This is a genomic window from Cellulophaga omnivescoria (genome assembly GCF_001999725.1).
GTDB lineage: Bacteria > Bacteroidota > Bacteroidia > Flavobacteriales > Flavobacteriaceae > Cellulophaga > Cellulophaga omnivescoria.
This window is the reverse complement of record NZ_MDDP01000050.1, coordinates 177,091-191,554: the sequence shown is the minus strand read 5'-3', so window position 1 is coordinate 191,554 and position 14,464 is coordinate 177,091. Positions and strand designations below refer to the sequence as shown.

Annotated in this window: 12 protein-coding genes and 1 tRNA gene; 9 read left to right on the top strand and 4 right to left on the bottom strand. The window is 32.2% G+C overall.

What is annotated here, in order from left to right:
• Nucleotides 1-169: 169 nt before the first annotated feature.
• On the bottom strand, nucleotides 170-1,312 hold the full coding sequence (locus tag BFJ87_RS16165) for an acyl-CoA dehydrogenase (protein WP_077407060.1): 1,143 nt from the start codon (nucleotides 1,310-1,312) through the stop codon (nucleotides 170-172).
• 303 nt (nucleotides 1,313-1,615) lie between these two features.
• Between BFJ87_RS16165 and BFJ87_RS16160 the strand changes: the two genes are divergently transcribed.
• The 8 genes from BFJ87_RS16160 (at nucleotide 1,616) to BFJ87_RS16125 (ending at nucleotide 8,822) form a co-directional block, all read left to right on the top strand.
• Nucleotides 1,616-2,842 carry a Glu/Leu/Phe/Val dehydrogenase dimerization domain-containing protein gene (locus BFJ87_RS16160; RefSeq protein ID WP_077407057.1) on the top strand — a complete coding sequence of 409 codons (1,227 nt, stop codon included), beginning with the start codon at nucleotides 1,616-1,618 and terminating at the stop codon, nucleotides 2,840-2,842.
• A 21-nt stretch (nucleotides 2,843-2,863) separates the two neighbouring features.
• Nucleotides 2,864-4,198 (top strand): sodium:proton antiporter NhaD, encoded by a 1,335-nt coding sequence (nhaD, locus tag BFJ87_RS16155; RefSeq protein ID WP_077407054.1) that lies wholly within the window; start codon nucleotides 2,864-2,866, stop codon nucleotides 4,196-4,198.
• Nucleotides 4,199-4,248: 50 nt separating this feature from the next.
• The gene (locus tag BFJ87_RS16150) at nucleotides 4,249-4,941 is read left to right on the top strand and encodes a MotA/TolQ/ExbB proton channel family protein (protein WP_077407051.1); all 693 of its coding nucleotides are present in this window, start codon (nucleotides 4,249-4,251) and stop codon (nucleotides 4,939-4,941) included.
• Nucleotides 4,942-4,951: 10 nt separating this feature from the next.
• Nucleotides 4,952-5,338: an ExbD/TolR family protein gene (locus BFJ87_RS16145; RefSeq protein ID WP_034642970.1), complete on the top strand. Its 387-nt coding sequence runs from the start codon at nucleotides 4,952-4,954 to the stop codon at nucleotides 5,336-5,338.
• Complete coding sequence (locus tag BFJ87_RS16140) at nucleotides 5,338-6,249, top strand: energy transducer TonB (RefSeq protein WP_077407048.1); 912 nt, start codon at nucleotides 5,338-5,340, stop codon at nucleotides 6,247-6,249. Before BFJ87_RS16145 ends, BFJ87_RS16140 begins: the two co-directional genes overlap by 1 nt.
• Before the next feature lie 54 nt (nucleotides 6,250-6,303).
• Nucleotides 6,304-7,515, top strand: a complete 1,212-nt coding sequence (locus BFJ87_RS16135) for a bifunctional folylpolyglutamate synthase/dihydrofolate synthase (RefSeq protein ID WP_077407045.1) — start codon at nucleotides 6,304-6,306, stop codon at nucleotides 7,513-7,515.
• Between the two features lie 89 nt (nucleotides 7,516-7,604).
• A tRNA-Val gene (locus BFJ87_RS16130) sits at nucleotides 7,605-7,679 on the top strand.
• 282 nt (nucleotides 7,680-7,961) lie between these two features.
• Nucleotides 7,962-8,822, top strand: coding sequence for an outer membrane beta-barrel protein (locus BFJ87_RS16125; RefSeq protein ID WP_077407042.1), 861 nt, complete (start codon nucleotides 7,962-7,964; stop codon nucleotides 8,820-8,822).
• Between the two features lie 71 nt (nucleotides 8,823-8,893).
• Here BFJ87_RS16125 and BFJ87_RS16120 read toward each other — a convergent pair whose 3' ends face one another.
• A complete protein-coding gene (locus BFJ87_RS16120) occupies nucleotides 8,894-9,736 on the bottom strand; it encodes a universal stress protein (protein ID WP_077407039.1) in 843 nt (280 codons plus the stop codon).
• Between the two features lie 78 nt (nucleotides 9,737-9,814).
• Nucleotides 9,815-10,501, bottom strand: coding sequence for a Crp/Fnr family transcriptional regulator (locus tag BFJ87_RS16115; protein WP_077407036.1), 687 nt, complete (start codon nucleotides 10,499-10,501; stop codon nucleotides 9,815-9,817).
• Nucleotides 10,502-10,618: 117 nt separating this feature from the next.
• Here BFJ87_RS16115 and BFJ87_RS16110 point away from each other — a divergent pair, with 117 nt between their 5' ends.
• Entirely contained in the window at nucleotides 10,619-12,994 is a 2,376-nt protein-coding gene (locus tag BFJ87_RS16110) for a heavy metal translocating P-type ATPase (protein WP_077407034.1), read from the top strand.
• Nucleotides 12,995-13,052: 58 nt separating this feature from the next.
• Here the strand turns inward: BFJ87_RS16110 and BFJ87_RS16105 are convergent, their stop codons facing one another.
• A complete protein-coding gene (locus BFJ87_RS16105; protein ID WP_077407031.1) occupies nucleotides 13,053-14,312 on the bottom strand; it encodes an alginate export family protein in 1,260 nt (419 codons plus the stop codon).
• Nucleotides 14,313-14,464 lie beyond the last annotated feature (152 nt).

Sequence of the window (14,464 nt, the reverse complement as noted above, 5' to 3'; positions counted from 1 at the left end):
AGAAATTAATTCATCATTTTCAGTGTATTGATAAATTATGTGAAATTTTAAATTTTTAAGGGTGTATAAATTATCAAATTCATAATGTTAAATTATGAATTTGTCATAAAAAAATGCTGCACAAGTGAACTTGTGCAGCATTTCTATTAAAAAAAGATATTATTGTAATTTAATCTCTTAAAATGCTTCTTGAAATTACTATTTTTTGTATTTCAGATGTGCCTTCATAAATCTGTGTAATTTTAGCATCTCTCATTAAACGCTCTACGTGGTAATCTTTAACAAAACCGTTACCACCGTGTATTTGTACGGCTTCTACAGCAACATCCATAGCAACTTTAGATGCGTAGAGTTTTGCCATTGCACCAGATAAATCATAATTTTCATGATTATCTTTATCCATAGCAGCTTTGTAAACTAACATCCTTGCAGCTTCTATAGAAGTGTGCATATCAGCTAATTTAAAAGCAATAGCTTGGTGGTTGGCAATCTCAGTACCAAATGCTTTTCTTTGTTTAGAGTATTTTAATGCTAATTCATATGCGCCTGCAGCAATACCTAATGCTTGTGCAGCAATACCAATTCTTCCACCAGAAAGTGTTTTCATAGCAAATTTAAAACCAAAACCGTCTTCTCCAATTCTATTTTCCTTAGGTACTTTTACATCATTAAATATTAATGAGTGTGTGTCACTACCTCTAATACCTAATTTATTTTCTTTTGGTCCAATTTCAAACCCTTCTGCTCCTTTTTCTACAATTAAAGCATTAATTCCTTTGTGCCCTTTTTCTATGTCTGTTTGTGCAATTACTAAGTATATGTCTGCAGAACTACCATTGGTAATCCAGTTTTTTGTACCGTTTAATACGTAGTGATCTCCTTTGTCTATTGCTGTAGTTTTTTGTGATGTAGCATCACTACCAGCTTCAGGTTCAGACAAACAAAAAGCACCTATACTTTCTCCTGTTGTTAAACGAGTTAAGTATTTTTGTTTTTGTTCTTCTGTGCCAAAAGTTTCTAAGCCCCAACAAACTAGAGAGTTGTTTACAGAAACAATTACAGAACAAGAAGCATCTACTTTAGACAATTCTTCCATTACTAAAACGTATGAAAGGGTGTCTAGGCCGCTTCCTCCGTATTTAGAGTCTACCATCATTCCTAAAAAGCCTAGCTCGCCCATTTTTTTTACTTCTTCTTCAGGGAATCTTTGGGCGTCATCTCTTTCAATTACTTCTGGTAATAATTCATTTTGAGCAAAATCTCTTGCTGCTTGCTGAATCATTAATTGTTCTTCTGTTAACTTAAAGTCCATCTTATTGCGATAATGTTAATTTATGTGTACAAATATAGCTTTATATTGTGATATATTCAACAGTATATTGTTCTCTTTCTCTATACTTTAGTACGGTTCAACGTAAAATTAATGAAAAATTAATCATTCTATGGTTGTTAAAAGTTTAAAAATGCCGCAATATTTTTATATTTGTTGAATTGAACTTTTAGTAATTGATTTAATATTAAAATTATGAGACAGCAGTAACTCCCGTTTGGGAGGGATATTTTTAACAACAATAGCAATGCAATAATATGTTACATAATTTACAATCAATTTAAAATGAAAGATTTACTACAAAAATACGAGGACAAACAACCTGAAATAGTTTTTAATTGGAAGGATTCTGAAACGGAAGCCGAAGGGTGGACGGTTATAAATTCTTTACGTGGCGGTGCAGCCGGTGGTGGCACAAGAATGCGTAAAGGTTTGGATATGAATGAAGTTTTGTCTTTGGCAAAAACTATGGAGGTGAAGTTTACAGTTTCTGGGCCAGCAATTGGTGGCGCAAAATCAGGAATTAATTTTGATCCTAGTGATCCAAGAAAAAAAGGAGTTCTAAAACGTTGGTACAATGCCGTTGCTCCATTATTAAAAAGTTATTATGGTACTGGCGGAGATTTAAATGTTGATGAAATACACGAAGTAATTCCTATTACTGAAGATGCTGGTGTTTGGCATCCACAAGAAGGGGTTTTTAACGGACATTTTAAACCTACAGAAGCAGATAAAATTAACCGTATTGGCCAATTGCGATTGGGTGTTATAAAAGTGATAGAGAGTAATACGTATTCTCCTTCTGTAGAGCGTAAGTACACAGTAGCAGATATGATTACTGGTTTTGGCGTAGCAGAAGCAGCAAAACATTATTATGATATTTATGGTGGTACCATAAAAGGTAAAAGAGCAATAGTACAAGGTTTTGGTAACGTGGGTGCTGCTGCAGCATATTACCTTAGTCAAATGGGAGCTAAAATTGTAGGTATTATAGACCGTGATGGTGGTATAATTAACAAAGACGGTTTTTCTTTTGAAGAAGTAAAAGAGCTTTACCTTAATAAAAACGGAAATACTCTTGTAGCGGATAATATGATTCCGTTTGAAGAAATTAATAAACAAATTTGGGGTTTAGAAGCTGAAATATTTGCACCTTGTGCCGCATCTAGACTAATAACCAAAGAACAAATAACACAGTTAATAGATACAGGTCTAGAAGTTATTACATGTGGAGCTAATGTGCCATTTGCAGATAAAGAAATTTTCTTTGGTCCTATAATGGAGTATACAGATGAGCGTGTAAGTTTAATTCCAGATTTTATATCTAACTGTGGTATGGCTAGAGTATTTGCTTACTTTATGGAAAGAAGAGTAGAAATGAATGATGAGTTGGTTTTTCTAGATACATCTGAAACTATAAAGAAAGCAATGCAAAATGTATATAAAAATAACGCTTCAAAAAAACAGTTAAGTAAGACTGCTTTTGAGATAGCTTTAAAACAATTAATATAAACTAAACTAAGAAGAAGAAGAATGGAGACCATTATAATAATTATTTTTTTTGTTGGTTATTTAGCAATAACCTTAGAGCACAATCTTAAAATAGATAAGCTAATACCTGCACTTGCCATGATGGCATTACTTTGGGCGGTAATAGCATTAGCTCATATGCCAGTTTTTGAAGTTGATGCGGCTTTGCGAGAATTAGCACCAAGCCACGTAGATGAAATTTTACTACATCACTTAGGAAAAACTGCAGAAATATTGGTCTTTTTATTAGGGGCAATGACTATTGTAGAAATTATAGATTACTTTAATGGTTTTGCCACAATTAAAGGGTTTATAAAAACAAAAAGCAAACGTAAACTATTATGGTTGTTCTCCATTCTTGCTTTTATCTTATCAGCAATTATAGATAACTTAACAGCTACTATTGTATTAATAACAATTTTACAAAAAGTAATTAGAAACAGAGAAACTCGTTTGTGGTTTGCTGGTATGATTATTATTGCAGCTAATGCTGGTGGAGCTTGGTCTCCTATTGGAGATGTTACAACCACAATGCTATGGATAGCAGATAAAGTTTCTGCTGCACAATTAGTAGAGCACGTATTTGTACCATCTATTGTTTGTATGGTAGTACCAACACTTATTGCAAGTAGATTTAAAGCCTTTAAAGGTAATATTGAAGATATTGAAGAAACCGATAGCGATAAAAAATCTAAATTTGGATCTACAATGCTATATTTAGGTTTAGGAGCTATTGTTTTTGTTCCTTTCTTTAAAACTATTACGCACTTACCACCATATGTAGGTATGATGTTGTCTTTAGCTGTTGTTGCAACTTTTGCAGAAATTTACAGTAACTCTAAATTTAGTATATCTAATGTAGATGGTGAAAGTGAAGCTGCTGCTCACCATAGTCCAGTTCATCATTCTTTGTCTAAGATAGAGTTACCAAGTATTTTATTTTTCTTGGGTATATTGTTAGCTGTAGCTGCTTTAGAATCGTTAGGTATGTTATTCCACTTTGCAGAAAATCTAAATGCGGCAATTCCAAATTCAGATATTGTAGTAATGTTATTAGGGGCAGGTTCTGCGGTTATAGATAACGTTCCGTTGGTAGCAGCTAGTATTGGTATGTTTCCTCAAACTATGGATGATCCTTTATGGCACTTTATTGCATATTCTGCCGGTACGGGTGGTAGTATGTTAATTATTGGCTCTGCTGCAGGTGTAGTTGCAATGGGTATGGAAAAAATAGATTTCTTCTGGTATTTTAAGAAAATCACTTGGTTGGCTTTAGTAGGCTTTTTAGCAGGTGCAGCTTCTTTTATTTTAATCAGAGATTTTATATTAAACGTATAATTTTATTTGTAAAATAGCGTTATAAGAGCAACTTAAATACTGGAAAATATATGTTATTGTTTCAAGATGCTGCTAATGAGGTAGTAATGGGAGAAAGTGTATCCGAAGAAAAAACACTATCAGTAATAGATTTAATTGTAAATGGTGGTGCGGGTAGCATTATTATTATAGCAATTTTAGGAATTCTTTTGTTTGTTGCTCTATATATTTATTTTGAAAGAATCTTTGCAATAAAGGCTGCTTCTAAAATTGATAAAAATTTTATGAATCAGATTAAAGACCACGTAACAAATGGTAAGCTAGACGCTGCTCGTATGTTGTGTGCACAAACAGATTCTCCGGTGGCAAGATTAACTGAAAAAGGGATATCTAGAATAGGAAAACCTTTAGATGATATTAATACTGCTATTGAAAATGCGGGTACTTTAGAAGTATATAAATTAGAAAAAAATGTTAGTGTTTTAGCTACTGTTGCTGGTGCTGCACCTATGATTGGTTTCTTAGGAACTGTAATTGGTATGATTTTGGCATTCCATGAAATGGCATCTGCAGGAGGGCAAGCAGAAATGGGTTCTTTAGCATCTGGTATTTATACAGCAATGACAACTACAGTAGCTGGTTTAGTTGTGGGTATTATTGCATACATTGGCTACAACCACCTTGTAAACAGAACGGGTAAAGTTGTACACGCTATGGAAGCTAACGCTGTAGACTTTTTAGACTTATTAAACGAACCACTTTAAATTCCTTTAGATGAAATTAAAAGGAAGAAATAAAGTAAGTCCGGACTTTAGTATGTCGTCTATGACAGACATTGTGTTTTTATTGTTGGTATTTTTTATGCTAACGTCAAATGCACCAAATGCACTAGATCTGTTGCTTCCTAAGGCAAAAGGGAAGTCAACCAACACACAAAATGTATCTGTAAGTATTAATAAAAACTTAGAGTATTTTGTGAATAATGAAAAAATAAACGGGAAATACATAGAAATTGAATTAAAGAAAGCACTAGAAGGTCAAGAAAAACCTACAATTATTTTAAGGGCAGAAGAAACAGTGCCTGTAAAAGAAGCAGTAAACGTAATGGATATTGCTAATAAAAATAATTACAAGGTTATTTTAGCTGTGCGAGCAAAATAATGTCGTTCTTAGATACCAAACACAAGAAAAAATCTTTTACGCTTACAACCTTGTTGTTAAGCGTTTTCTTGTTGTTGCTTTTTTATGTTGGTTTAACTTATATGGATCCGCCAGAAGAAAAGGGTATTGCGGTTAATTTTGGTCAGATGGATTTTGGTAAAGGTAACGTACAACCAAAAGAGAAAATAAAATCTGAACCAGTAAAGACTACAAAAGAGGTTGTAGAAGAACAACAAGAAGAAGTTAAGCCTGTAGCAGAACCACAAGTACAACAAGAGTCTGCACAAGAAAAGGCAGCAGAAAAATTGGTTACTCAAGATAATGAAGAATCAATTTTAATAAAACAACAGCAAGAAGCTAAACGTAAAGCAGATGCCGCAGCAAAAAAAGCTAAGGCAGAGGCAGAGCGTAAGGAGCAGCAGCGTATTGCTGCAGAAAAAGCAGAAGCAGAGCGTAAGCGTAAAGCAGAGCAGGCAAAAAGGGATAAGGTAGATAACCTTTTTGGTGGCTTAGCTAAGTCTGACGGTAAAGCCACAGGAGGAGAAGGAGATGATAATAAAGCTGGTGACAAGGGAAATCCACAAGGAGACCCTTATGCAACTAGTTATTATGGCTCTCCAGGTTCTGGTAGTGGTGGGGCTGGTTACGGATTATCTGGAAGAAAACTACTAGCAAAAGGTAAAGTAAAGCAAGAGTGTAATGAAGAGGGTAGAGTTGTTGTTAAAATTATTGTAGACCGTAACGGTAAAGTGCTATCTGCAACACCAGGCGTAAAAGGTACAACTAACAACCATCCTTGTTTATTAAAGCCAGCAGAGGCAACTGCACGTTTACATAAGTGGAACTTAGATGCTAATGCTCCAAGCAGACAAATAGGTTTTGTTGTTGTAAACTTTAAATTAGGAGAGTAATTATCTAAAATTACTTTAATTTTACTCCTTATTTACTCAATTTAATATACTTTAATGACATATAGCCAAACGTTAGATTGGATGTTTGCTCAACTTCCAATATACCAAAACAAAGGAAAATCTGCGTTTAATGGAAAGCTAGACAATATAAAGCTATTTTCTAAAGCTTTAGGATCTCCAGAACAACAGTTTAAAAGTATACACGTAGCTGGTACTAACGGTAAAGGTTCTAGTAGCCATATGTTAGCATCTATTTTACAAGAAGCTGGTTACAATGTAGGTTTATATACTTCTCCGCATTTAAAAGATTTTAGGGAGCGCATAAGAATTAATGGAATTAAAATTCCAGAGGATGATGTTATAAACTTTGTAGAAAGTAATATGCCTTTTTTTAATGATCATAAACTTTCATTTTTTGAAATGACTGTGGCAATGGCGTTTAATTACTTTGCTAAAGAAAAAGTAGACATAGCCATTATAGAAGTTGGTTTAGGTGGAAGACTTGATTCTACTAATATTATTACGCCCGAGGTTTCATTAATAACAAATATAGGACTAGATCATACAGATTTATTAGGAGATACATTAGAAAAAATTGCAGCAGAAAAAGCAGGTATTATAAAAAATAATGTGCCGGTTGTAGTAAGTGAAAATCAAAAAGAAACAGTAGCTGTGTTTAAGGAAATTGCAGAGTCTAAAAACGCGCATTTAATTTATGCAGATGCTATTTTAGTAAAAACATACAAAACATCTTTATTGGGTAATTATCAGCAAAAAAATATAAAAGGTGTTTTAGCTACACTTAAACAATTAAAAGAATTTACAATTACGAATAGTGCAATTGAAAAAGGGCTGTTAAATGTGGTAGAAAATACTGGATTAATGGGTAGGTGGCAACTATTACAGGAGCAACCTAGGGTAATTTGCGACACAGCACACAATAAAGAAGGCTTAAGTTTAACTTTAGATCAATTAAAACAGCAAAAATATAAGTCGCTTTTTATTGTCTTAGGAGTTGTTAAGGATAAGAATTTGGATGCTATTTTACCTCTTTTTCCAAAAAATGCAAATTATTTTTTCTGTTGTCCAAAAATAGAAAGAGGATTAAATGCAGAGGAATTACAAGCTAAAGCAAGTAGCTTTTTATTACGGGGTGATGCTTATTCATCTGTAAAAGAAGCACTTGAAAAAGCAAAATCTTTAGCAAAAAAAGAAGATTTAATTTACGTTGGAGGCAGCACTTTTGTTGTTGCAGAAATAGTTTAATTTTTTTTCATTTTTTATTTGCGAGAAACGAAAAACAGTTATATATTTGCACTCGCAATACGGAAAACAAATTTCTAAATTGTGAATGAGGGCTCTTAGCTCAGTTGGTTCAGAGCACCTGCCTTACAAGCAGGGGGTCACTGGTTCGAATCCAGTAGGGCCCACAGTAATTAAAGCTTCCGATTTTATCGGGAGCTTTTTTATTTTATATCGTTTTGTAAGTAAACTTCTTGTTATACAATCTTATACTGAAACTACAATATATCTTAATAAATTTAGGTATAATTAAGCTTATTGGTAGCTGTGTTTATTATTGTTCTATAATTTAAATAATAAATTATCATTTCTATAATATTAGTGTTAAACGTCAGAAATTACTACAATTGGTGTGTTCTTCATTTTCCTTTTTTCTACCTTTACATTATATTAACTTAAAACTATATATTTTGAAACAAAGAGTAATATTATTAGTCGGTATTTTAATTAGTACTATGTCTTATGCTCAATTTGAAATTTCGGCAGGTACAGGTTATGCAATTGGAAGCGCTGAGATGAAATTAGGAACAGAAACAACAACAACAAGTGTAGAAAATACTTATGGTAGTTACGGAGAGGGTGTTAACTTTCAGCTAAGAGGAACTTATTTTTTTAATGAAAAAGTTGGTTTAGATGTGGGTGTTGGTTATTTAAATGGAGCAGACCATACTATAAATAAGACCACAGTACCAGGAGTAGATGTAGATGCAATTGCAAGAGGTAGAGCTTATGGTGCAACTGTAGCTGTAGCTTACAAATTTACAGATAATTTTTATGGTCGTGCAGGTGCATTATTAAAAATAGCAGGTAAAACAGAAGCTGTAGTTTTTAGTAGTACATTAATGTCTGAGGCAGAGAGAGAGCCATATAGCCTTCCTGAGGGTTCTTACTCAGAAACGAATTACACAGAAGATTTTCACGGTAAGTTTCCTTTAGGTTTTGTTGGTGCTTTAGGATATAAATTCCCTATAGATAACAACTTTAGTATATACGTAGAGGCAGAATACTACGGTATTAGCCTAAAACGTAAAGATTCTGAATTGCAAGAGTTTAATACAAACCTATTTACTCCTGATGGTAATATGGTTGCAGAAAGTGTTTTTACTTTAGATAACTTACCTCCAGGTTACAGTAAAAAAACTACTTATGTAGATGAGTTAAGAAATGACAATACAGATCCATCTAAAAAATTATCACAAAAAGTACCATATTCTTCTTTTGGAGTTAACGTAGGTATAACATATAAGTTTAAAAAGGCTGCTAAACAGTAAGCTTAAATTAAAACTTTAAAAAAGCTCTAAAGATGTGTTTTGCATTTTTGGAGCTTTTTTATTGCTAATGATTAGCTAGGTAAAACCAGTAATGGAATTTTTGTATGGTAATCTGCATTTTCTACAACGGGTTCTTGTATTAATTCTTCTAAATAACTACGGTTATTATAAACTAATGCCAAAGTATCTATTGCGTGGTCTTTTATAAATCTGCTTATAATTTCAGATTTATTTGCGTAATATGGTAATAAATGTAGTTTTAAAGGGGCACTAGCTAAACAATTTTGTACTATTTTTAAATTAGATTGCTGAAAATCATCTAACAATACATTTGTTTTTAAATGAAGAATATGTACTGTGCAACTATACAATTTTGTTATAAACAAAAGTGCTTGCAATGCTTCGGGACTTAAGCTGCGTTTAAGGTCTGTTGCCAAAACCAATTGTTTTGGAACACAAAAATTATAGTTATTTGGTATTGCTAAAACAGGACAGTCTTTAATTGCATTAATTATGTGCATAGTATTTGCACCAATAAATACACGTTTAAAATTTGTTATTCCTTTAGTGCCAGATATTACAAAATTTATATGCTCGTTTTTAATAATATCTACAACTTCATGGGTTAGTAAATCAAAAGAAGATATGGTTTTAAAACTATGTAAAGGGTTAGCGTGTTTTTGCCTAATATATTCTATTGTCTTTTTTAACCCATTTTTAGAGCTTGTTTCTGTATTCTTTTCTACAACCAGAGTTTTAGAGCTTTCTGCCATAAACCTGCTATGTGTTATAGCGGGTACGTAAGTATTTAATAAGTAAAAATTACACTTTTCTTTTTTAAAAAGCTCAAGAGCATACGTAATTGCATTGTTTGCATTTTCAGAAAAATCTGTGGGTAAGAGTATATTTTTCATCAGACTGTGTTAAAATATCTGATGTAAAAATAAAAGTAGTTACAACCGTAAACTATGATATTTGTCAGTTTTAAAAACTTATAATCCGCTTACAACGTTTTGTAATTTTGCTATATCTTTAATTCTAACTTGTTTTCCAGAGGTTTCAATCATACCTTTCTTTTTAAATTCAGATATAATTCTAATAGTAGACTCTGTTGCAGTACCCACAACATTACTCATATCTTCTCTGCTTAAGCTTAGTTTTAAAAAACCATTATCATCTTCACCAAACTCATTTTTTAAATAGATAAAGGCTTCTGCAATACGTTGTTTTACTGTTTTTTGAGACATATTTACAATAACATCATCTGCCTCTCTTAAATCATTGGCCATATGGCGCAATACCTCAACAGCAAAATTGGGGTTGGTGTTTAAAGTATGTAAAATACTTTCTTTAGGAATAAAACAAAGATCTACATCTTTAATAGCTACAGCGCTTAAGTTAGCAGATTCTTCTGCAATTACAGAACGTTGCCCTAAAATCTCTCCTTTAGTAGCAAGTTTTATTATTTGGTCTTTTCCGTTAGAGCTAAGTTTAGATAGTTTAGACACGCCATCTCTAACACAAAATACACCGTCTAGACGCTCTCCTTCTTCAAAAATTGCATCACCTTTTTTATAAGTTTTAGAAACTTTGGTGTCAGATACTTTTTTTAACTCGTCTTTGCTCATAGCTCGTAACGAATTAAACTGACGAATAATACAATTTTCACACCTACTCATAACATTGTTTTTGCTTACAATACAAATTTACGGTTAATGTTAAAATCAAAACCTGACATTTGTCATATTTTAAAATAGCACTTTAACAGACCTTTGTTTTGGTCTAAAATGTTAAAGATGATAAAAGAAAAATGTTTTCATTGTGGAGATGATTGTGACACAATACCTATTGTATTTAAAGGTAAGCATTTTTGTTGCAATGGATGTAAAACAGTCTTCGAAATTTTTGAGTCTAACGACTTAACTTATTACTATGATTTACAATCTGCTGCTGGTGCCACACCAAATGAAGTAGCGGATAAATATAACTTTTTAGACTCTCCTAAAATTTTAGATAAATTAATAGAGTTTAATGAAGAAAATCATCAAATAGTAAATTTATACATACCACATATACATTGTAGTTCTTGTATTTGGGTTTTAGAGAACTTAAATAAATTAGCAAAAGCAGTAAGATCATCTCAAGTAGATTTTCCTAAAAAAATGGTTCGTATAGCTTATAATCCAGAAGAATTAAGTTTAAAGCAGTTGGTAATTTTATTGGCTAAAATTGGTTATGAGCCATATATTTCTTTAGAGGATTATAGCAAAGGTAAAAAAAGCGTAGACCGCAGTCTTATTTATAAATTAGGAGTAGCTGGTTTTGCCTTTGGAAATGTTATGTTTTTGTCTTTTCCAGAGTATTTTGAAGTACAAGAGTTTTGGTTAGACCAGTATAAAAATGTGTTTAGGTGGTTAATGTTTGCTTTTTCATTGCCTGTAGTTTTTTATTCTGCACAAGATTATTTAATATCTGCTTACAAAAGTATTTCCTCTAAAATTTTAAATATAGATGTGCCAATTGCATTAGGTGTTTTAGTGCTTTTTGTACGTAGTACATTAGAAATTATTTTTGATTGGGGAACTGGTTTTTTTGATAGTTTAACAGGGTTGATATTTTTTCTGCTTTTAGGTAAATTTTTTCAGCAAAAAACATATTCCTTTTTATCTTTTGAGAGAGATTACAAGTCTTATTTTCCTATTGCTGTGACTAGAATTTTGCCTGGAGGAGAAGAAGAAACAGTACAAGTGTATGATATTAAGCAAGGAGATAAACTTTTAATAAGAAATGAAGAGTTAATACCTGTAGATGGTATTGTGTTAAAAGGTAATGCGCGTATAGATTATAGCTTTGTTACAGGTGAATCTGAAGTTGTTGAAAAGGCAAGTGGCGATAAAATTTTAGCAGGTGGTAAGCAGTTGCAAGGAGCAATAGAAATGGAAGCTTTAAAATCGGTATCACAAAGTTATTTAACGCAACTCTGGGGGAATTCCGTTTTTACAGTAGATAAAACAAGCAAGTTCCAAACCATTACAGATAAAATAAGTGAGCGTTTTACAATTGCAGTTTTAAGTATTGCTTTTATAGCTACATTTATTTGGATGTTTATAGACAGTAGTAAGGCTATAAATGTTTTTACTGCGGTTTTAATCATTGCTTGCCCTTGTGCCATAGCATTGGCAGCACCATTTACATTGGGTAATATGTTACGCATTTTTGGGCGTAAAAAATTCTATTTAAAAAACACACAAACTATAGAGCAGTTAGCACAGTTAACTACAGCTATTTTTGATAAAACAGGTACCTTAACAACAGCTCAAAAGAGCACAGCTAGCTATGAGGGTATGGCGTTAAGTGCAGAAGAAGAATCGTTATTAAAAAATACATTAAGAGCCTCTAACCACCCATTAAGTAGAACACTTTACAATTTATTAGCAGCACAAGATATTTTAACTTTGGATGAGTATCAAGAACATTTAGGAAAAGGGATAATAGGAGTTTTAGAAGATAATAATATAAAAGTAGGATCTGCAAATTTTGCAGGAAACGGTACTGTAAGTGGTCAAGAAAATACAGCGGTGTATATTAGTAGTAATGATGCTTATAAAGGCAAGTTTGTTTTTAGTAACCAATACAGAAAAGGTGTATCTAAATTGTTTAGTGAAATGCAGAACTCTTTGGATTTAGGTGTTTTATCTGGTGATAATGAAGGAGAAAAAGAACGTTTACAAGCTTTATTGCCTAAATTAACTCCGCTTTACTTTAATCAGAAACCAGAAGATAAATTAAACTTTATAAAAAGTTTACAAGACCAAGGTAAAAAAGTACTTATGGTTGGTGATGGTTTAAATGATGCCGGTGCTTTGGCACAAAGTAATGTTGGTATTGCTATATCAGAAAATGTAAATGTGTTTTCTCCCGCTTGCGATGGTATTTTAGATGCATCAAAATTTAAAGAGTTAAATAATTATATTAAAGCATCTAAAAGTGCAATGCAGATTATAAAACTAAGTTTTGGTTTTTCATTGTCATACAATTTAATTGGTTTGTATTTTGCTACTACAGGACAATTAATGCCTGTTATTGCAGCTATATTAATGCCTTTAAGCTCTATAAGTATTGTTTTGTTTACTACTATTGCAACCAATTTAGTAGGTAAAAAATTAGAATAAAAAAAGAGCAGTTTTACAATTTGTAAAACTGCTCTTTTTATGCGTAAAACATTAAAGTTTAATTGCCGTTATAACTAAAAAAATGTGGTTTAAAAGTAATCATAGCCCAAGCCCAATTGTTGGTCATAGAGGCGTCTCCTCCTTTAATAATTTCCATAGAATCAGAAGCAAACATTTGTGAGTATCCGGCATTAAAAAGTATACTTTTAGATGCTTTGTAACCAAATGTAAGGTCTATTTCAGTTCCTAAATAGCTATCTTGCTCTATACCGTTACCATTTACTATAGTAGCAGCAGAACTAAAAAAGTGAGGTGCCAAGTTTACAGAAAACTTATTTTTACTGTAATTAATTTTAGCGTTAATATCTACTAAACCAACAGAGTTGCTGTGGTTGCCAACATAAAAATAATCCATAATACCATTATACCTGTGGTTGGTGCCAAACCAAGGCGTAAAAGAATTTAAATCGCCAGTTGTTTCGTTCATATCTGTACCAGACATATACTCGGCTCCAAGCCCTACTAAAAACTCAGAGTTTAAGCTGTAGTTTATGGTTGCACTAGCATTTAAAGCAGATAAATCTGAATTTTCAATTTTACCAGTTTGTAAATAAATTGATGCATTTGCACTCCATCTAGTATCATTTAAGGCACTTGTTAAACCAATGGTTTGGTTGTACGCTATTTTTTGCTCATTATTATCATCAAAAGCAAAACCAGTATTTAAAAATAAAAAACTTAAGCCTATTTTGTTAAACTTGGTGTTGTACCATAAATATTGAAAGTTTTTATAGTTATTTAAGGTGTAATCTTCCTCAAAAATAGATTGTGACGTTTCATTTAGCGCAAAACCAATATCTATTCTGTTAGTTGCATTTGGTTTAAATTTTATTTTAAGAGCGTCGTGGCTTCTACCTTGTTGGTTCCAGTCTGCACGTCCAAAAATACGTTCTGTATCATAAGCAATATGTTGCCTTCCTAGTTTAAAACTCCATTTTCCTAAAAAAGCTTCAGCCCAAGCTTGTTGTAGTGTTATGCCATTAGCATCTGTAGTAGACAATGTAGCGGCATCTCCCCAAACCCTAACGTTCTGTGCAGCAACAAAAGCGTTAAATTCGGTTCCTTTGTAACCAAAATTTAATCTAGTTCTTTGTGATACAAAAGAAGCAGGATCAACAGCATCAGAATTTAAGGTGCTGTAACCGTTTCTAAACTCAAAACGAGGTTTTATTTCTGCATCTAAATTAAACTGTTGTGCATTTACTTGCTGTATAATAATTAGGAATGTAGTAAAAAATACATTTTTCAATAACTTCATTGTAGTTCTCTATTTGTAATGTTTATTCAAATATACTAGCTTTTATTTCATAGGCTAATCACTATAGTAATCTTATTAAGAATAAACTAAACTATCTTTTTCTCAAATTTCTTTAAAGTATGATATATATCATATTATAAGAAGTGCATAGC